The 18,411-nt window shown below is 67.9% G+C and carries 20 protein-coding genes and 1 pseudogene; 12 read left to right on the top strand and 9 right to left on the bottom strand.

Annotated elements, in window-relative coordinates; translation table 11 throughout:
- Positions 1 to 11: 11 nt before the first annotated feature.
- Both AC1D2F_RS11255 and pepN read left to right on the top strand, forming a co-directional pair.
- The gene (locus AC1D2F_RS11255) at positions 12 to 1,022 is read left to right on the top strand and encodes a YeiH family protein (protein ID WP_476966742.1); all 1,011 of its coding nucleotides are present in this window, start codon (positions 12 to 14) and stop codon (positions 1,020 to 1,022) included.
- Between the two features lie 34 nt (positions 1,023 to 1,056).
- Complete coding sequence (pepN, locus tag AC1D2F_RS11250; RefSeq protein WP_476966741.1) at positions 1,057 to 3,696, top strand: aminopeptidase N; 2,640 nt, start codon at positions 1,057 to 1,059, stop codon at positions 3,694 to 3,696.
- Between the two features lie 117 nt (positions 3,697 to 3,813).
- Here pepN and AC1D2F_RS11245 read toward each other — a convergent pair whose 3' ends face one another.
- Together AC1D2F_RS11245 and AC1D2F_RS11240 are read right to left on the bottom strand one after the other, a co-directional pair.
- Positions 3,814 to 4,917, bottom strand: a complete 1,104-nt coding sequence (locus AC1D2F_RS11245; protein ID WP_364743230.1) for a lipoate--protein ligase family protein — start codon at positions 4,915 to 4,917, stop codon at positions 3,814 to 3,816.
- A 139-nt stretch (positions 4,918 to 5,056) separates the two neighbouring features.
- Positions 5,057 to 5,314, bottom strand: coding sequence for a type B 50S ribosomal protein L31 (locus AC1D2F_RS11240; protein WP_018772953.1), 258 nt, complete (start codon positions 5,312 to 5,314; stop codon positions 5,057 to 5,059).
- A 325-nt stretch (positions 5,315 to 5,639) separates the two neighbouring features.
- Here AC1D2F_RS11240 and AC1D2F_RS11235 point away from each other — a divergent pair, with 325 nt between their 5' ends.
- A complete protein-coding gene (locus tag AC1D2F_RS11235; protein WP_229992601.1) occupies positions 5,640 to 6,113 on the top strand; it encodes a DUF6325 family protein in 474 nt (157 codons plus the stop codon).
- Position 6,114: 1 nt separating this feature from the next.
- On the top strand, positions 6,115 to 6,273 hold the full coding sequence (locus AC1D2F_RS11230; protein ID WP_229992602.1) for a hypothetical protein: 159 nt from the start codon (positions 6,115 to 6,117) through the stop codon (positions 6,271 to 6,273).
- A gap of 358 nt (positions 6,274 to 6,631) precedes the next feature.
- Here AC1D2F_RS11230 and AC1D2F_RS11225 read toward each other — a convergent pair whose 3' ends face one another.
- Genes AC1D2F_RS11225 through AC1D2F_RS11215 form a run of 3 tightly spaced genes read right to left on the bottom strand, consistent with a single transcriptional unit; the run spans position 6,632 to position 9,070 of the window.
- Positions 6,632 to 7,447, bottom strand: coding sequence for a TrmH family RNA methyltransferase (locus AC1D2F_RS11225; protein ID WP_229992603.1), 816 nt, complete (start codon positions 7,445 to 7,447; stop codon positions 6,632 to 6,634).
- A gap of 33 nt (positions 7,448 to 7,480) precedes the next feature.
- Positions 7,481 to 8,266, bottom strand: coding sequence for a sulfite exporter TauE/SafE family protein (locus AC1D2F_RS11220; RefSeq protein WP_229992604.1), 786 nt, complete (start codon positions 8,264 to 8,266; stop codon positions 7,481 to 7,483).
- 18 nt (positions 8,267 to 8,284) lie between these two features.
- Positions 8,285 to 9,070: an ABC transporter ATP-binding protein gene (locus tag AC1D2F_RS11215; protein WP_476966740.1), complete on the bottom strand. Its 786-nt coding sequence runs from the start codon at positions 9,068 to 9,070 to the stop codon at positions 8,285 to 8,287.
- Positions 9,071 to 9,202: 132 nt separating this feature from the next.
- Here AC1D2F_RS11215 and serB point away from each other — a divergent pair, with 132 nt between their 5' ends.
- On the top strand, positions 9,203 to 10,141 hold the full coding sequence (serB, locus tag AC1D2F_RS11210) for a phosphoserine phosphatase SerB (RefSeq protein ID WP_476966739.1): 939 nt from the start codon (positions 9,203 to 9,205) through the stop codon (positions 10,139 to 10,141).
- Between the two features lie 79 nt (positions 10,142 to 10,220).
- On the opposite strand, the gene AC1D2F_RS11205 is transcribed toward serB, so the two are convergent.
- The 3 genes from AC1D2F_RS11205 to fabG form a co-directional block, all read right to left on the bottom strand.
- Positions 10,221 to 10,985 carry an SDR family oxidoreductase gene (locus AC1D2F_RS11205; protein ID WP_476966738.1) on the bottom strand — a complete coding sequence of 255 codons (765 nt, stop codon included), beginning with the start codon at positions 10,983 to 10,985 and terminating at the stop codon, positions 10,221 to 10,223.
- A gap of 149 nt (positions 10,986 to 11,134) precedes the next feature.
- Positions 11,135 to 11,554 (bottom strand): Hsp20/alpha crystallin family protein, encoded by a 420-nt coding sequence (locus tag AC1D2F_RS11200; protein ID WP_229992608.1) that lies wholly within the window; start codon positions 11,552 to 11,554, stop codon positions 11,135 to 11,137.
- A gap of 169 nt (positions 11,555 to 11,723) precedes the next feature.
- Positions 11,724 to 12,449 carry a 3-oxoacyl-ACP reductase FabG gene (gene fabG / locus AC1D2F_RS11195; RefSeq protein WP_229992609.1) on the bottom strand — a complete coding sequence of 242 codons (726 nt, stop codon included), beginning with the start codon at positions 12,447 to 12,449 and terminating at the stop codon, positions 11,724 to 11,726.
- Between the two features lie 149 nt (positions 12,450 to 12,598).
- On the opposite strand from fabG, the gene AC1D2F_RS11190 reads away from it, so the two are divergent.
- The 4 genes from AC1D2F_RS11190 to AC1D2F_RS11175 are packed head-to-tail and all read left to right on the top strand — an operon-like array spanning position 12,599 to position 14,712.
- Positions 12,599 to 13,060, top strand: a complete 462-nt coding sequence (locus AC1D2F_RS11190) for a DUF3099 domain-containing protein (RefSeq protein ID WP_476966737.1) — start codon at positions 12,599 to 12,601, stop codon at positions 13,058 to 13,060.
- Positions 13,057 to 13,350, top strand: coding sequence for a hypothetical protein (locus tag AC1D2F_RS11185; protein WP_476966736.1), 294 nt, complete (start codon positions 13,057 to 13,059; stop codon positions 13,348 to 13,350). Before AC1D2F_RS11190 ends, AC1D2F_RS11185 begins: the two co-directional genes overlap by 4 nt.
- On the top strand, positions 13,351 to 14,229 hold the full coding sequence (locus AC1D2F_RS11180) for an SURF1 family cytochrome oxidase biogenesis protein (RefSeq protein ID WP_476966735.1): 879 nt from the start codon (positions 13,351 to 13,353) through the stop codon (positions 14,227 to 14,229). It begins immediately after the preceding gene.
- Positions 14,230 to 14,232: 3 nt separating this feature from the next.
- Complete coding sequence (locus AC1D2F_RS11175; RefSeq protein ID WP_476966734.1) at positions 14,233 to 14,712, top strand: YbaK/EbsC family protein; 480 nt, start codon at positions 14,233 to 14,235, stop codon at positions 14,710 to 14,712.
- 70 nt (positions 14,713 to 14,782) lie between these two features.
- Here AC1D2F_RS11175 and AC1D2F_RS11170 read toward each other — a convergent pair whose 3' ends face one another.
- Positions 14,783 to 16,381: an ABC-F family ATP-binding cassette domain-containing protein gene (locus AC1D2F_RS11170; protein WP_476966733.1), complete on the bottom strand. Its 1,599-nt coding sequence runs from the start codon at positions 16,379 to 16,381 to the stop codon at positions 14,783 to 14,785.
- Between the two features lie 313 nt (positions 16,382 to 16,694).
- Here AC1D2F_RS11170 and AC1D2F_RS11165 point away from each other — a divergent pair, with 313 nt between their 5' ends.
- The 3 genes and pseudogenes from AC1D2F_RS11165 to AC1D2F_RS11155 form a co-directional block, all read left to right on the top strand.
- Complete coding sequence (locus AC1D2F_RS11165; protein WP_476966732.1) at positions 16,695 to 17,342, top strand: biotin transporter BioY; 648 nt, start codon at positions 16,695 to 16,697, stop codon at positions 17,340 to 17,342.
- Positions 17,339 to 18,160: an energy-coupling factor ABC transporter ATP-binding protein gene (locus tag AC1D2F_RS11160; RefSeq protein WP_476966731.1), complete on the top strand. Its 822-nt coding sequence runs from the start codon at positions 17,339 to 17,341 to the stop codon at positions 18,158 to 18,160. Before AC1D2F_RS11165 ends, AC1D2F_RS11160 begins: the two co-directional genes overlap by 4 nt.
- Positions 18,157 to 18,411, top strand: a pseudogene (locus AC1D2F_RS11155) (energy-coupling factor transporter transmembrane component T family protein); the annotation flags it as partial. The gene AC1D2F_RS11160 and the pseudogene AC1D2F_RS11155, both read left to right, overlap by 4 nt.

Below are 18,411 nucleotides of genomic sequence, written 5' to 3'. Positions count from 1 at the left end.
AATGTAGGGGCGTGCCCCCCAAGAGATCCGCTGCCGCGGCCGCGCCAGGCCTGATCGGCGCCGCGGCCGCCGTTGCCGTCGCCGTCGCCGTCCATCTGCTGCTTCCGGCGCTGCCGGCGATGACCCTGGCCGTGCTCCTCGGGCTCTTGGCCGCGAACCTGCCCGGCGTGGCGGGGTGGACCGCCGGGCCGGCGCGTCCCGGGCTCGACTTCGCCGGCAAACACCTGATGCGGGCCGGGATCGTGGTGCTGGGCCTGAAAGTCAGCCTCGGCGATGTGCTGGGCCTGGGCTGGGCTGCGCTGCTGCTCGTGACGGCCGTGGTGCTGGCTGCCTTCGCTGGCACATACGGGATCAGCAGGCTCTTCCGGCTTCCTCCCCGGGTATCGCTGCTGGTGGCCACCGGTTTCGCCATCTGCGGAGCGTCCGCGATCGGGGCGATGGCCGCCGTGCGCAGAATCCGGCAGGAGGACACCGTGCTGCCCGTGGCGCTCGTGACCCTGTGTGGAACGCTGGCAATCGGGGTGCTGCCGTTGCTCGCGCGGCCGCTGGGACTCGGCCCGGAGCTCTTCGGGGCGTGGACCGGCGCCTCGGTGCACGACGTCGGGCAGGTGGTCGCCACCGCCCAGACCGCAGGCGCCGCGGCGCTGGCGGTCGCCGTCGTCGTCAAACTCACCCGGGTGATCCTGCTGGCCCCGATGATCGCCGCCGCGGGGTTCCACCACCGGCTGGGCACCGCCGACGACGGCGCCACGCGTCCGCCGGTGATCCCGCTGTTCGTCATCGGATTCGTGGCCCTGGCGGGCCTGCGCACCACCGGGTGGCTCTCCCCCGCAGTGCTGGACGGGGCCGCCGCCCTCCAGGACGCGCTGCTGGGCATGGCGTTGTTCGGGCTGGGCTCCGCCGTCCGCGTGGGGCAGTTGGTGCACACCGGCGCACGCGCGCTGCTGGCCGCGCTGGCGTCCTGGCTGCTGATCGCCCTGCTGGGCCTGGCGGCCGCGTACCTGATGTTCCCGCCGGCGTGATCCGGCGCACACGCTCCCGTGATTAGATAGCTGGGTGTCAAACCAGAACTTGAGCCGCGACGAGGCCGCGGTCCGTGCCGCCGTCATTACCACGCACAGCTACGACGTCTCCCTCGACGTCCGGCAGGCAGCCGACCCGAACGTCGCCGGCTACACAAGCCGCAGCGTCATCTCCTTCTCGGCCAGCGAACCCGGGGCATCGACCTTCGTGGACTTCATCGCGGACAGCGTGCACAGCGTCTTCCTCAACGGCAAGGGCCTCGCCGTCGCCGACGTCGTGGACGGTTCCCGGATCCGGCTCGAGAACCTGCAGCCGGAGAACCAGGTCACCATCACCGGGACAGCGCTCTACAGCACTTCCGGTGAGGGCATGCACCGCTTCGTCGACCCAGCCGACGGCCAGTGCTACCTGTACACGCAATACGAACCCGCCGACGCCCGCCGCGTGTTCGCCAACTTCGAGCAACCCGACCTGAAGGCCGAGTTCACCTTCCACGTCATGGCCCCCTCCGAGTGGCAGGTGTCCTCCAACGGCGCCGAGGTGCTGCGCACCCAACTAACTTCCGATCCCGCCACGAGCCGCTGGGACTTCGCCCCCACCAAGGCGATGTCCACCTACATCACCACTGTCCTGGCCGGACCGTACTTCAGGGCCGAGGACGCCTGGAGCGGCACACTCGCCGACGGCACGGTCCTGGAGGTGCCGCTGGCGCTCTACTGCCGCGCCTCCATGGCCGCGTCCTTCGACGCCGATGCCCTGTTCCGCCTCACCAAGAACGGGCTGACTTTCTTCAACGAGCTCTTTGATTTCCCCTACCCGTGGGGCAAATACGAACAGGCCTTCGTGCCCGAGTACAACCTCGGCGCCATGGAAAACCCCGGCCTGGTGACGTTCACCGAAAGCTACGTCTTCACTTCCCGGGCCGCCGATTCGCAGTACCAGGCCCGTGCCAACACGCTCCTGCACGAGATGGCGCATATGTGGTTCGGCGATCTCGTGACCATGAAGTGGTGGGATGATTTGTGGCTCAAGGAATCCTTCGCCGACTACATGGGCACCCTCGGCGTGGACCGGAGTACGGACTGGGACACGGCCTGGGTGAACTTTGCCAACAACCGCAAGTCGTGGGCCTACGTCCAGGACCAGCTGCCCACCACGCACCCCATCGTTGCCGACATCCCGGACCTGGAGGCCGCGAAACAGAACTTCGACGGCATCACGTACGCCAAGGGCGCCTCGGTGCTCAAGCAACTCGTGGCCTACGTCGGGTTCGAGGCCTTCATTGCCGGGTCCCGCCAGTACTTCCGGGACCACGCCTACGGCAACACCACCCTCGCCGAGCTGCTGGCGGCACTGAGCGCGGCGTCCGGACGCGACCTCGGCGAATGGGCCCGCCAATGGCTCCAGACCTCCGGCATCTCAACCCTCTCCAGCGAGATCACCGAGCACGGGGACGCGCTCAGTTCCGTCGCCGTCCTGCAGGACGCCGTTGATCCCGCCACCGGCAGGCAGGAGCCCCGGCCGCACCGGCTCCGGATCGGGCTCTACGACTTTGACGACGCCGGCGCACTGGTCCGCACGGACAGCGTCGAGACCGATGTCAGCGGCGCCCGGACCGACGTGACCGACCTGGCCGGCAAACCCCGGCCCGCTCTGCTGCTGGTCAACGACGAGGACCTCAGCTACGCCAAGGTCCGGCTTGACCGGCACTCCGAGGCCACTGTGCGCGGCTCCCTGGACAAGCTGACGGACCCCATGGCGCGGGCGCTCTGCTGGACGGCGCTGTGGGATTCGGCCCGTGATGCCGTTACACCGGCCGCCCTCTACGTCGACGCCGTCCAGCGCTTCGGCCCCGCCGAACCGGGAATCGGGGTCCTGCTCAACGTGCTGGGCAACGCCTCGACGGCGATCGAACGCTACGTACCCCGGGGCCAGCGGGACGCCGCGCGCCGCGGCTTCCTGACCACCGCCGCGGAACAGCTGCAGGCGGCGGCACCGGGCTCCGACCAGCAACTGGCCTGGGCCAGAACCCTCGCCGCGACCAGCCGCTACGACGCCGGCCGGCTCGACCTGCTCCGGGGCATCCTGGACGCCAGCACCGTGATCGACGGTCTCGCTGTTGACGCCGAACTGCGCTGGAATCTCTGGCATGGCTTGGCCGCCAACGGCCAGGCCTCACAGGAGCAGCTGGACCAGGAGCTCGCCCGGGACAACACGGCGGCAGGGAAGTCCGGGCACGCCACGGCCCTGGCCGCCCGCCCCGAGGCGTCCGTCAAGGCGGCAGCCTGGGAGGCCGCCGTCCACGGCACGGGGCTGTCCAACCAGCTCCTGAGCGCCACCATTTCCGGGTTCAATACCGGCGCGGCCTCGCTGCTGGCCGGGTTCATTGACCCGTACTTCGAGTCCCTCGAGCAGGTCTGGGCGGACCGGAGCATTGAGATCGCCAGCCGGATTGTCCGCGGCCTCTATCCCGCAGGTCAGGATCTCGACGGGCACGGCGGGACGCCCGAGACCCATGCCGTGATTGTCCGCACCGACCACTGGCTGGCCGCCCACCCCGACGCGCCGCGCGCCCTGCGCCGGATCATCATCGAACAGCGCAGCMACCTGCACCGTTCCCTCAAGGCGCAGGCGCTGACGGCACCGGCCATAGCACCATCGACTGCTCCGTAACCGCCCTTTTGACGGCTGAAAACGCAGCTGGGCCCACGCCGGCAGGGTGCCCTGGCCGAGCTTGCGAGGCGAGGGGGCCGGTGGGGAGCAATCGATGGTGTTTAAGGAGCGGGTTCTTTAGGGAACCCGGTGCAGCCACTCCGCGGTGCCGAACTTGGCCCCCACGCGGCGGCGGGCGGCCTCAAGCTCGGCGTCGGTGAGTACCGACGGTGTCGCGTCGTAGCGTTCGGCGAAGACGTCCATCATGGCTGCGACGATCTCGGCCCGGGCCATGCCGGTCTGGCGGCGGAGCGGATCCACGCGTTTCTTGGCGCTCCTGGTGCCCTTGTCGGACAGTTTCTCCTTGCCGATCCGCAGCACCTCCACCATCTTCTCGGCGTCGATGTCGTAGCTCATGGTGACGTGGTGGAGCATCCCTCCGTTGGCGAGCCGCTTCTGCGCGGCCCCGCCGATCTTGCCGTGCTCCGTGGCGATGTCGTTGAGCGGCACGTAGAAGGCGCTGATGCCGACCTTTTCCAGGGCCGCCATCACCCAGGCGTCCAAGAAACGGTAAGAGTCCGCGAAGCTGATGCCGTCCACGAGGGTCTGCGGCAGGTAGAGCGAGTACGTGATGCAGTTCCCGGCCTCCATGAACATCGCTCCCCCGCCGCTGATCCGCCGGACCACGCTGATGCCGTGCCGGGCCACCCCCTCGGGGTGGAGTTCATTACGGACGGACTGGAAGCTGCCGATCACCACTGACGGCTCCTCCCAGTCCCAGAACCGCAGGGTGGGGTTGCGCCGCCCGGCGCCGACTTCCTCGGTCAGGACCTCGTCCAGGGCGACGTTGACGTGGGTGGGCAGGACGGACGGGGCGATGATGTTCCAATGGTGGTCCGCCCAGCCCGTCGCCTTCGCCAGGGCGCGGCGGACGGTGACCGCGACGGCGTCGGCGGAGAAGCCGAACAGCACGGTGCCTTCGGGCAGGGCCGCCGTCACGGCGTCCGCGATGTCGGCGGCGCTGGTGTCGACGGGCAGCCCGGTGATCGCCCGGTTGATCTCCGGCAGCGCCTCGTCGGGTTCCAGGAAGAAGTCCCCGCTCACCGAGACGTGGGCCAGTGCGCCGTCCACGACGTCGAAATCGGCCACCACGAGTTTGCCACCCGGGACCTTGTACTCGCCGTGGTGACGGCCGGCGTTCTCGTCAGTGCTGGGAGCGGTGCCCACGGGATGGGATGTCATGACATCCATCCTGCCCCATGCAGCCGGGAATCCGGGAAACTGCGAAACCACGAAAACGYGAAACCGGAACACCGGCAGAGACGCAGAAAGCCCGCACCGTTGCCGGTGCGGGCTTTCCATCAGACCTTGGGGAAGAAGCTTACTTCTTGCCGCCGAAGCCCTTGAAGCGAGCGTTGAAGCGCTCGACGCGGCCTGCGGAGTCCATGATGCGCTGCTTGCCCGTGTAGAACGGGTGCGACTCAGAGGAGATTTCGACGTCGATGACCGGGTAGGTGTTGCCGTCTTCCCACTCGATGGTCTTCGAAGAAGACACGGTGGACTTGGTCAGGAACTTGACGCCGGAAGCCAGGTCGTTGAAAACAACAGCTTCGTACTTCGGGTGGGTATTAGACTTCATAATTGGACCTTTGTTCGCACAACTGGATTTTGCCAGTTGCCAGGTATGAATGGGATGGCTGGCGGAAATCACCGGACGGCCAGCTATCAAGCATAGCCGATAGCCGGACCACTGACGAACACCATCGGTGCACGTCAGCGCGGCGCAGCAGTGCTTGGCCTCAGTCACGCGAAATCCCAGCACACCCCACATCCAGGCCATGCCCGGGGCTGATGCGTGAGCTCACCCGGCGCGGGTGAGGCGCCGCAACCCACCCGGGCACAGGATGGAACTGCGGCTATCCGTCGGATTGCCTGTACCCGATTGAGAAACGGAGGTCATCAGTATGGCTGAGACACTGGATGAACTAGGGCCGGTGGACTGGCTCGTCGTGGAGTTCCCCGGTCCCGACTTCGGTAAGGGTCAGCTCGCCCCGTTCCTGGAGGACCTGGTAAAGCGCGACCTCATCAGGGTGCTCGACATGGTGTTCCTGAGAAAAACCGACGATGGCACGCTCGAGACGGCCGAAATCTCCGACCTCGACCCGAGCGAGCTCGGCGAGGTGCGCATGGCCGAGGCCGACCTGGCCATGGTGCTCTCTGAGCAGGACGTCATGGACCTGGCCGAGACGATCGAGCCCGGCCACTCCGCCGCGGTGCTGGTCTGGGAAAACCAGTGGGCGGCCCCTTTCGGCGCGGCCATCCGCAAGGCCGGCGGCCAACTCGTGGCCAGCGGCCGGATCCCGACCCAGGCCGTCATCGCCGCCTTCGAGGCCGACGCCGAAGCCCAGTCATCGGAAGAAGCAAAGGAAGGAGCCTGACATGCCACTGGCAGCACGACGCAGGCGCAGGACCGCCGCCGCCGTTGGCGGGGCCGTTGTCGTCGCCCACGGGATAAACCGTCGCGGCGACCGCCGTGAGGACCGGCGGGACGACCGCCAGGACGACCGCGGCGACCGGCGGGAGGACCGGCGCGACTGACACCACAGAGCCGGCTCCCGGCACACGCGGGTGCGCATGACCCTTCTGGGGTCATGCGCACCCCCACCTGACGCACTTCCCCCAGCAGGCGGAAGCCGCGAGGCATTCCGAACCGGCCACTTCTCCGGGTCTTCCCGACGATGACAGGACGCCAGCTTCGAAGCGGTCAACGCCGGAGTGTTCTTCCACGGGAACCCGGGCCAGTCCGAGGGCCTGGACAGCCTCCCCGCCGCAGCTGCCGAACTGCCCGAGCAGGACTGGGGGCCATACCCGGGCAAGAAGGACTAAAAGCTCCCAAGTTCTCCCGGCCGCGTGGCCGGGAGAACGAGAGCGGCACCGCCAAAATCCGTTGACGGCATCATTGGGAGTCCTTCGGACGGAGCTCCCAGAACGCTACCGCCGACGCAGCGGCGACGTTGAGCGAATCGACGCCCGGGCGCATGGGGATCTTCACGGCGAGGTCGACGGCGGCCAGGGTCGCTGCGCTCATGCCCGCGCCTTCCGTGCCCAGCACCAGGGCCAGCCGCTCCGGGCGGCGGGCCGCGAGCACGTCGAGATCCACCGCGTCGTCCGTGAGCTCCATGGCGGCCACGGTGAAGCCTTGCTCCTGCAGCGAGGTCAGGCCTTCCGCCCAGTCCTCCAGCCGGGCCCACGGCACCTGGAACACGGTGCCCATGCTGACCCGCACGCTGCGGCGGTAGAGCGGATCACCGCACCGTGGCGAGACCAGGACGGCGTCCACACCCAGGGCCGCGGCCGAGCGGAAGATGGCGCCGACGTTTGTGTGGTCGACGATGTCCTCCAGCACGGCAACCCGGCGGGCTCCGGCGAGCAGTTCTGCCAGCGGCACCGGGGCGGGCCGGTGCATGGCGGCCATGGCGCCGCGGTGCAGGTGGAAACCGGTGATTTCCTCCAGCAGCGCCGCGGAGCCGACATACGCCGGGACATCCGGGTACCGCTCAAAGACATCCGCCAGGTCCTCGGCCCATTTCTCGGCAAGGAAGAAGGACCGCGGCCGGTGCCCCGCGGCCAGCGCCCGGCGCAGGACGCGGGAGGACTCGGCGATGTAGAGGCCCTCGGCCGGTTCCCGGACTTTGCGCAGGTGCACGTCGGTGAGCTGCGTGTAGTCGGAAACCCGCGGGTCGTCGGCGGATTCGAGAAAGTACATGGTCACGGGCAGGTCATTTCCGGAGGCTATTCGTGGGGGCTATTTGAACAGGTTGGCGATCATGAACCCCAGTGCCACCAGGCCCAGGGCGAAGATGACCCCGCGCAGGACCGCCGGGGAGAGCCGGCGCCCCACCTTGGAGCCGATCACGCCGCCGATCAGTGAGCTCACGGCGATCAGTCCGACCACGCCCCAGTCGATCCGGTCGAAGGCGAACAAAAGGTAGGAGCAAGCGGCGATCACGTTCACGCCCAGGACCAGGAAGTTCTTCATCGCGTTGGCGTTCTGGATGGTCCCCGTCATGAACACGCCCAGGATGCCAACCAGCAGGATGCCCTGCGCCGCGACAAAGTAGCCGCCATAGACGCCGGCCAGGTACACAAGCGCCACAAGCAGGACACCGTGGCGGCGGTCCCGGATGGCGTGCTCAGGGTTTTCCTCGCGGTTCTTCACCCACCGCTGCAGCCTCGGCTGGAAGACGACCATCAGCAGGGCCAGCACGATCAGGACAGGGGCGGCGTAGTAGAAGACCGTCTCGGGCAGGTGGAGCAGCAGGTACGCGCCGGTAACGGCGCCCAGCAGCGAAGCCGGCAGAAGCCGGAGCAGCTGCCGGCCGCGGCCTTCGAGCTCCTTCCGGTAGCCCCAGGCGCCGGTGGCGTTGCCGGCCACGAGCCCCATGGCGTTGCTGATGGAGGCAGTGACGGGGGCATAGCCCAGGGCGATCAGCACCGGGAACGTGACGAGGGTGCCGGATCCGACGACGCTGTTGATGGTGCCCGCCCACAGCCCGGCGAAGAAAATGAAGGCGCTATTGAGGAGCTCCACGCGGGGTCAGTGGACCCGTCAGTGGCTGGCGGTCGCGGTGTACCGGCCGGCGTTGACGGTGACATCCAGCGGCAGGCCGAACGTTTTGCTCAGGTTTTCGGCAGTGAGGACCTCCGGCAGCGGACCGGAGGCCACCACGCCGCCGTCGCGCATGAGCATCGCGTGCGTGAATCCCGGCGGCACTTCTTCGAGGTGGTGGGTGACGAGGACGATCGCGGGGGCGGCGTCGTCGCGGGCGAGTTCGCTCAGGCGCTGGACCAGGTCCTCGCGCCCGCCGAGGTCGAGCCCGGCGGCCGGCTCGTCCAGGAGCAGGAGCTCAGGATCGGTCATGAGGGCACGGGCGATCTGGACGCGCTTGCGCTCCCCCTCGGAAAGCGAGGCGAAGGGGCGGTTCAGCAGCGGGCCCATCCCCCACTCGTTCAGCAGGCCAAAGGCGCGCCGCTCGTCGTTCTTCTCATAGCCTTCGCGCCAGCGGCCGGTCACACCGTAGGCGGCGGTGACCACCACGTTGAGGACCTTCTCGTGCTCGGGGATCTGGCTGGCCAGCGCAGCGGAGGACAGGCCGATCCGGGGGCGGAGCTCGAAGACGTCGACTGCGCCGAGGACTTCCTCGAGGATGCCGGCCATTCCGGATGTCGGGTGGATCCGGGCCGCGGCCAGCTGGAGGAGTGTGGTCTTGCCGGCGCCGTTGGGTCCGAGGATCACCCAGCGTTCGCCTTCCTTGACCTGCCAGTCCACCTTGTCCAGGAGCGTCTTAGCCCCACGTACAACGCTGACGCCGGCCATTTCAAGAACATCACTCATAGGAGTAGACACTAGGACAAAAAAGCGGACGACTGATAACCGGCGCCGCGCGCTGCCGTGGGGCGTCACGCGGCGCCGGCCCGGGCGCAACGAATTCGGGCCGTCCAACGCCTGCTCGCTAGGATTGAGGCCATGAGTTCGAACGTGACCGCAGTGAGCTACGGCCTGAAACTGTCCCTTCCCGAGATCGAGCGGCTGCGTTCGCTCCTGACGGCCGCGGGGCTGAGCGTCGGTGCCGAAACCCGCGCCGGCGACGGGCGCTTCGAGGTATATGCGGCGGACTGCTCGCTGGAGGCCGAACTGGACGGCGCGCCGGAAGCCGAAAGTCCCATCCCCGACGCGGTTTCGGGAGCCCGGCTGGAGGGGCCGCGCCGTGCGCTGGCGGACTCCGGCATCGACGGTGTGGACACGGCGCTGGTTCCCGCGGCACTGCGCAGCGCGCCGCGGAAGTTCCTGATCATGGACGTGGACTCCACCCTCATCCAGCAGGAAGTGATCGAGCTCCTGGCCGCGTACGCCGGAAAGCGCGAGGAAGTGACGGCAGTGACCGAGGCGGCCATGCGCGGCGAGCTGGACTTCGCCCAGAGCCTGCACGCCCGGGTGGCTGTGCTCGCCGGACTGCCGGCCAGCGTCGTCGAGTCGGTCCGCGCCGAGGTCAGGCTGACCGAGGGCGCCGCCGAGCTCGTAGCGGCATTCCGGGCCGCCGGCCATGCCGTGGCCGTGGTGTCCGGCGGGTTCAACCAGATCCTGCGGCCGATCGCCGAGGACCTCGGGCTGCACTACTGGATCGCCAATGAACTCGAAATCGTCGACGGCGCGCTGACCGGCAAGGTGCTCGGCGACGTGATCGACCGGGCGGCCAAGGAGAAGTACCTGCGCGAGTGGGCCGCTGCCGAGGGCATCCCGATGGAACACACCATTGCCGTGGGAGACGGCGCCAACGACCTCGACATGCTGGGCGCCGCCGGGATCGGCATCGCCTTCAACGCGAAGCCTGCCGTACGTGCTGCCGCGGACGCCGCCGTCAACCTCCCCTATCTCGACGCCGTGCGGTACATCGCGGGGGTCTGATGCGTTAACCGCGAGATGGCACGTCGCGGTAATGTTTTAGGTAAACACTGCCGCGACGCGCCATCTCGGCGGTCTGCGCCTAGCTGGAGTTCTTGTCTGCGGTCTTGTCGAAGTAGTCGGCGCCGCCGACGTACTCGGTGTGGCCTGTCTCGACGTCGGCGGTGGCCATCTTGGCGACCTCCGCGGCAAATTCCTTGACTGAGTAAAGCTTGCCAGCTTCGGCACGGCGGGCCTCGATGGCGCCGGGGTTGGACCGGTCGAGCAGGGTGGCCGTGACGGTGCCCTCGATCATGTCGCCGGAGACCACCACGAGCGAGATCCCCTTGTCCGCCAATGCCGGAACCAGCGCGCGGAGTGCGTCCTCGCCGGCACGCTTGCTGCGGGCCACGGGCTCGTAGTCGGGCATGGTGGGCACCGTGTCGATGAAGTGGGCCTGGTGGCTGGTCACGAAGACCACGCGCGAGCCTTCGGGCATGAGCGCCACGGCGGCGTTGAGCATGTTCACCTGGGCGTCACGGTTCAGCTTCAGCGCGTAGCCCTCTTCCATCCCGGTCTCCATGCCGCCGGAGGCGTTGAGGACCAGGAGGTCAAGCGAGCCGAAGTTCTCCATGGCGGCGCTGGCCAGGGCCTGGACGCCTTCCTGGGTGGTCAGGTCCGCCCCGACGGCCGCAGCACGGCCGCCGTCGGCTTCGATCTCCGCGACAACCTTGTTGGCGCGCGGCGCCTTCTGGCGGTAGTTCACGACGACGGCCGCGCCTTCGCCAGCCAGAATCTTGGCGACGTCGGCGCCGATTCCGCGCGACGAACCGGTCACGATCGCAGTCTTGTTATCCAGCAGTCCCATACGAGCTCCTTTTGTTCCAAACGTCCAAACACTGTGGGTCTGCCATCCATCATGCCAGCGGATCGCACCATTGCAGTTGTTCAGCATCAACAAAGAAGCCCCGGCGGTGTAGTTCCGACGCGTCATGGCCGGAGCGCGCTGGCGGTTGGTCAGCTGCGGTCGATCCGGATCTTCTTGGTAGTTTCCCCCGTCACTACCTCGGGAGCCGGTGCGCGGACTTCCAGGACACCGTCCTTGTACGTGGCGGTGATATCTTCTTCCTTCGCCCCTGCGGGCAGCGCAATGCTGCGGGCGGACCGGCCGTAACGGAACTCCGAGCGGTAGCCGGCCTTGCTTTTGTGCTCGGACGCTTCCTGCCGCTGCACCGCGATATGAAGCATGCCCTCGCTGACCGAGACGTCGACGTCCTGGTCGGGGTCGATCCCCGGCACTTCCGCCCGAACCACCAGGGTGCTGCCCTCTTGGAACTGTTCGATCTTGATCCCTGGCGCTATGGACAGATCACCGTCAAGGAAGCGCCGGACCGGTTCCAGCATGTCCGAGGGCGTCCACTTGCTGAGATCACTCATGATTTTCCTCCTGCGCTCACGCCCCTGCCGTGGCATGGTCGGGGGCTGTGAGCCCATTACACGCTCCCGGCGTTCCGGTGCCAAGGGCAAAAAGGCCCGGCGCGGCAGACAGCGGACGACGTCGGATACCGCCGTCGGCCGCTGTCCGCCGCGTCCGGCGTTGCCGGGGCTAGTGGCCCATTCCGAGGCCGCCGTCGACCGGAATGACCGCGCCCGAAATGTAGGACGCCTCGTCGCTGGCGATCCAGCGAACCACGTTGGCGACCTCGGAGGCCTCGGCGAAGCGGCCGGCGGGAACCTTGGTCAGGTAGTCCTTCTGCGTGGCTTCGGGCAGCTCGGCCGTCATGTCCGTGTTGATGAAGCCGGGCGCGACCACGTTCGCGGTGATCCCGCGCGCGCCGAGCTCGCGGGTGAGCGACCGGGCGATGCCCACCAGGCCTGCCTTCGAGGCAGAGTAGTTGATCTGGCCCGGCGCGCCGTATAGGCCGGAGACGGAGGAAATGAGCACCACGCGGCCCTTGCGCGCCCGGATCATGCCCTTGGAGGCGCGCTTGATGACCCGGAAGGCGCCCGTGAGGTTCGTGTCGATCACCGAGGTGAAGTCGTCTTCGCTCATGCGCATCAGGAGGGTGTCCTTGGTGATGCCGGCGTTGGCTACGAGTACTTCCACAGGACCGTGGGCGGCTTCGACTTCCGCGAACGCAGCGTCGACCGAAGCTTCGTCGGTGACGTCCGCCTTGACGCCGAGGATGCCCTCGGGCAGCGACGAGGCGCTGCGGAAAGTCACTGCTACCTTGTCGCCGTTGGCCAGGAAAGACTCGGCGATGGCCAAGCCGATCCCCCGGTTTCCGCCGGTGATCAGAACGCTGCGGCCGGTGGTGGGTGTGTCAGACATATGGGGCTCCGGGTTCTGCGGCAGGGAGGGCCGCGCTGGGGGCTGGATTTTTCCTGCCTCCGATCTTAGCGCCCGGTTCGCATCCGTTTGGGCGGCTCCCCCGATGGTGAGAGAATCTAAGTAAGCCTTGGGAGCGTGATCTGACAGCCGTGACACTCAAAAACCGACCCGGTGCGCATGTGCCCGGGAGGCCGGACGCCGAGTCCGGCGGTACCGAGGTGCACAGCATCACCGACGCCGCCGCTGCGCACTCAGACGAGATGCGCGAACGGATGATCAAGTACGCCGTCGCAATGGGCATCCGCATGGTCTGCCTGATCCTAATTTTTGTCGTGGATGGCTGGTTCAAGCTCATCCCGGTGCTTGGGGCCGTCTTCCTGCCCTGGGTTGCGGTAGTGATCGCCAACGGCAGCGACAAAGCGGAAATCCATAGTGATTCCCTGCTGGACTACGTTCCGCTCGCCGAGCTGGACGCCCCGGCCCCCACGGGCGCGGCCGAGGCTTACCCGGCCGACGGCGATGACGGCTCGGGGACGCTGCTGGAAGGCGAGCTGATCGATGATGAGAACGATGACGATGACGACGACGACCACGGACGGGCAGCTTCATGAACCTCTTTGACCTGGCCGGGCACGGTGGCGGCACCGCCGCGGGCCCCGGCACCGTCTGCTCACGGAAGGCCTGCCGCGCGGCGGCGGAATGGCAGCTGCTGTGGAACAACCCTAAGATCCACACCCCGGAGCGGCGCAAGATCTGGCTGGCGTGCGGTGAGCACCGCGCCTGGCTTGAAGACTACCTCCAGACGCGCGGACTGTGGAAAGAGACCGTGGCCCTCGGCGCAGAAATAGCCCCCCTTTCCGCAGGGACAGCCCCCCTCGACCCGTCAGGCAGGATCGGCTGAATGTACCGCTTTCTCTTCTCCAGTAAGTGGCTGGGGTACTTGTTGCTGGCCGCGATCTTCGCCGCCGGCTGCGTTGGCTTGGGCCGATGGCAGATGGACCGTCGCGCCGAAACCCTGGCCGAGATCAACCGGGTGGTCTCCAACTATTCCGCCGACGCCGTGCCCTTCGCCGATGTCCGGGACCAGTTCAGCCGGCTGAACCCGGAGCGCGAGTGGACCCAGGTGGAACTCAGGGGCAGCTACGACGTCGCCGGCCAGCGCATCGTCCGCAACCGCCCGCTCAACGGCCAGCCCGGCTACGAGGTGGTGGTTCCGTTCAAGCTCGAGTCCGGCGAAACCGTGGTGATTGACCGCGGCTGGCTGCCCATCGGCAACAACACCCCGGGCCGGCCCGACTCCGTGCCTGCGCCGCCGCAGGGTCCGGTAACAGTGGTTGCCCGCCTCAAGCCGGCGGAGCCCGAGCTGCAGCGCGGCGCCCCTGACGGCCAACTGGCCTCGATCGACCTCGCCGCCTATTCCGCGCAGCTGGGCTATCCGCTGCTCACGGGCGCCTACGGGCAGCTGGCCTCCGAGTCGCCGTCGGTGCAGGACATGCCGTTCCCGTTCCCCAAGCCGTCCACCGATGAAGGCACGCACCTGTCCTACTCGCTGCAGTGGTTCGCATTCGGCGTGCTGATGTTCGTCGGGTTCGGCTACGCCGCCCGGCAGCAGGCCCGCAACGCCGCGATTGACGCGGAGGACGCAGAAGCCGAGGCTGCCGAAGGCGTGTACCTGCACTCCAGCGGCCCGGCCGTGCGGCGCCGTCCCGTTCCGCGCAAGCGCAGGAACGCGACGGCGGAAGAAGAGGAAGACGCCATCCTCGACGCCCAGGGGTTCTGAGCGGTGAGCCCTGATGCCTTCCCCGGACCGGTGGCTAACGTCAAACGCGCCCTCACCGCCCTGGGCGCCAAAGACACCGTGACAGTGTTCGATTCAAAAGTCCCGACGGCGGCCGCAGCGGCCGCGGCGCTCGGCTGCGACGTCGCGGCGATCACCAACAGCCTGGTGTTCGACATTGGGGGCGCTCCACTGCTGATCCTGGCCAGCGGCGCTGCCAAGGTGGACGTCCAAAAGGTCGCCGAACAGTTGGGCTCGGGCAAGATCCGCCGCGCCTCCCCCGAGTTCGTCCTCGAACACACCGGCCAGGAAGTGGGCGGCGTAGCCCCGGTAGGCCACCCGGAGAAGATCCGGACCCTGTTGGACGAATCCTTGTCAGTCCACAGTGTGCTGTGGGCTGGAGCCGGAGACCACAACTCGATGTTTTCGATCGGCTACGAAGACCTCCAGCGGATCACGGGCGCAGAAGAGATGCCCGTCCGCTGATCCAGGTGACTCGCAGCTGTGGGCGGTCCTGAGCGCTGAAAACGGCCCCCTGATGCGGCGGTCCCGCGCCCTACGCCAGCGTGATCAGGTCCAGGTAGTCTTCGTTCCAGTGGTCCTCGATGCCGTCGGGCAGCAGGACCACGCGCTCCGGGTTGAGCGCCTCGACGGCGCCCTCATCGTGGCTCACGAGGACGACGGCGCCGGTGTAGTTGCTCAGGGCCCCGAGGATCTCGGCGCGGCTGGCAGGGTCGAGGTTGTTGGTGGGTTCGTCGAGGAGCAGCACGTTCGCACTTGAGGCCACGATGGTAGCCAGCGCCAGTCGGGTCTTCTCGCCGCCGGAAAGCACACCGGCGGGCTTGTCGACGTCGTCACCGGAGAACAGGAACGAGCCCAGAATGTTGCGTACCTCCGCGTCGTTCATGTCCGGGGCGGACGAGCGCATGTTCTGCAGGACCGTGCGGTCCACGTCGAGCGTCTCGTGCTCCTGGGCGTAGTAGCCCACTTTCAGGCCGTGGCCCGCAACGACTTCGCCGGTGTCCGGCTTGTCGACGCCGGCGAGCATGCGCAGCAAGGTGGTCTTGCCGGCGCCGTTGAGGCCCAGGATGACCACCTTGGAGCCGCGGTCGATCGCGAGGTCGACGTCGGTGAAGATCTCCAGCGAGCCGTAGGACTTGCTGAGGCCATCCGCGGTGAGCGGGGTCTTGCCGCAGGGTGACGGATCCGGGAAGCGCAGGGCTGCCACGCGGTCGGTCGCGCGCACGGCCTCGAGGCCGCCGAGCAGACGCTCGGCACGCTTGGCCATGTTTTGCGCGGCGACGGCCTTGGTGGCCTTGGCGCGCATCTTGTTGGCCTGGTCGATGAGGACCTGGGCCTTCTTCTCCGCGTTGGCGCGCTCACGCTTGCGTGCGCGCTCGTCCGTTTCGCGCTGGGTCAGGTAGCGCTTCCAGTCCATGTTGTAGAAGTCGATCTGGGCGCGGTTGGGATCCAGCAGGAAGACCTTGTTGACAGTCGCTTCGAGCAGTTCGGTGTCGTGGCTGATCACAATCAGCCCGCCCTGGTGGTTCTTGAGGAACTCACGGAGCCAGGAGATGGAATCGGCGTCGAGGTGGTTGGTGGGCTCATCCAAGAGCATGGTTTCGGCATCCGAGTACAGGATGCGCGCAAGCTCCACACGGCGCCGCTGTCCGCCGGACAGGGTCTTGAGCGGCTGGTTCAGCAGCCGGTCCGGCAGGGCAAGGTTCGAGCAGATTGCTGCCGCCTCGGCTTCGGCCGCATAGCCGCCGGCGGCCAGGAACTCTGATTCCAGCCGGTCATAGCGGTTCATCGCCTTGCGCTGGACCGCGGCGTCCTCGCTGGCCATTTCTTCGTGGGCCAGACGGAGCTTGCCCACGGCAATGTCCAGACCGCGGACGGACAGGATACGGTCCCGGGCGAGCTGCTCCATGTCCGGCGTGCGCGGATCCTGCGGCAGGTAGCCGATTTCGCCGGTGCGGGTTACCTTGCCCGCGGCGGGCAGGCCCTCGCCCGCGAGGACCCGGGTCAGCGTTGTCTTGCCTGCACCGTTACGGCCGACCAGGCCGATCTTGTCTCCCTTGTCGATCCGGAAGCTCACCTGGTCCATGAGGAGGCGGGCGCCGGCGCGCAGTTCGAGATCCTGGACGGTAATCAATGCAGCTAAGGCCTTTCACAACAGGGAACGCCGCGGCACAACGGGTGGAGTCTGGGCGGGGCCGGGGCAGGGCGGTGCGAGAGCACGGCCTGTACAAGTCTACCGGCACGGCCTCTTCTCCCTGACATGGGCCCATATGGCAGCGGCCAGCCGCCGGCGCGATGCGGATACGGGCGGCTGGCCGGTTCATTGGCGACGCCCTCCAGCTTCCGGGCCGCCGGTTAGTGGGGCGCCTACAAAAAACCCGCCCCGCCCTGACCGTACAGTCGATATCACAAGTCCGATATCCGCAGCAGCATCCGACAGGAACTCCATGACGCAAACCGACCATCCCGCCACAGCCAGGACCCCGCGCCGCCGGAGCCGCTGGAATGCCACCGACCTTGGGCTCATCGCCGTCTTCGCCGCCCTTGTGGCGGGTTCGGCGCTGATCGCCGCCATTCCCGTGGGCGGGCTCGGCGTGCCCATCACGCTGCAGACCCTCGCCGTCATGCTCACGGGGCTGGCCCTCGGCCCGGCCCGCGCCTTCGCCGCCGTCGGCCTCTACCTGCTCCTGGGCTTCGCGGGCCTGCCGATCTTCAGCGGCGGCCGCAGCGGGCTGGGCGTCCTCGCCGGCCCTTCCGCCGGCTACATCATCGGGTTCCTGCTGGCCGCCACAGCGGTAGGCTGGCTGGCCGTCGTCGTGCTGGCCCGCACCGCCAACCGCACCGGCAAACTGCGCGCCATCCTCCTGTTCGCGGCCGCCATGGTGAGCAGCATCGTCTTCATCCACGGCCTGGGCATCCTGGGCATGATGGTCAACGCCAAGCTGGACTTCTCCAAAGCCTTCCTTGCCGATCTTGCGTTCTATCCCGGCGACATCATCAAGAACGTCCTGGCCGTCAGCATCGCCCTGGCCCTGCACAAAGCCTTCCCGGATCTGCTGCTCCGCCGAGTCCGGACGGCTGACACCCGCCCGTGAGCATCATCGTCCTGGACCGCGTGACGGTGCGGGTGTCGGTTGACGGCCGCCCCGCACCCAAGACGCTGCTCCAGGAACTTTCGCTGGACCTTACGGAACGGCGGATCGGCGTTATCGGGGCCAACGGCTCGGGCAAGTCAACCCTCCTGCGGCTCCTGAACGGGCTCGTGGCACCCAGTGAGGGCACGGTGCGGGTTGACGGCGCCGATACCGTCCGCGCGGTCCGGGAGGTCCGGCGGCGCGTGGGCTTTGTCTTCACGGATCCGCTGTCCCAGCTCGTCATGCCCACCGGCCGCGAGGATGTGGAATTGTCCCTGCGGCGATCGTTCCGCAACGCCACAGAGCGCCGGGCCCACGCGGAGTCAGTCCTGGAACGGTTCGGCCTGCTGCCGCTGGCGGACCAGAGCATCTACGAACTCTCCGGCGGCGAACGCCAGCTCCTGGCGCTGGCCGCGGTCCTGGCCGTCGATCCTGAGGTGCTGGTCCTCGACGAGCCGTCCACATTGCTGGATCTCCGCAACCGCGAACTCCTGCGACGCACGCTGGACGGACTCCGCCAGCAGGTGATTCTGTCCACCCACGACCTTGAGCTCGCCCGGGACATGGACCGCGTCCTGGTGGTGGACGACGGGAAGGTGGTGTTCGACGGCGAACCGGCGGCCGCCGTCGCGCACTACCGTGCCCTGAGTGCTGCGGGCCTGCCTGCAGCTGGCCGCGGAATGGCCGGSGGGCYKGCGGSCGGCGGGCTTGCCGACGGGCTGGCGGGCGGCGGGCTGGAGCGGGCCGTGCCGGAGCAGGCCCGGCTGGAGCAGGCGTGAGCAGCCACGGATTCCTCCTGGCGGCGTATGCGCCGGGTTCGTCGCTGATCCACCGGGCGCCGCTGTGGCTGAAGTTCCTGCTGGTCGTTGGGTGCGGAATGGCGTCGTTCCTGATCGCCGACTGGGCCGTGTCGGCCGCCGTGCTGGCGCTGCTGTGCGGGCTGTTCGTGCTTAGCGGGGCGGGTCGGGCCCGGCTGTTTCGCGCGGTGCGCCCGGTCCTTCCGTTTCTCGTGGCGATAGGCCTGTTCCAG

This window comes from Arthrobacter sp. P1_B3 (genome assembly GCF_056406615.1).
Note: the sequence above shows the minus strand (reverse complement) of the source record. Positions and strands in the feature narration are given on the sequence as shown.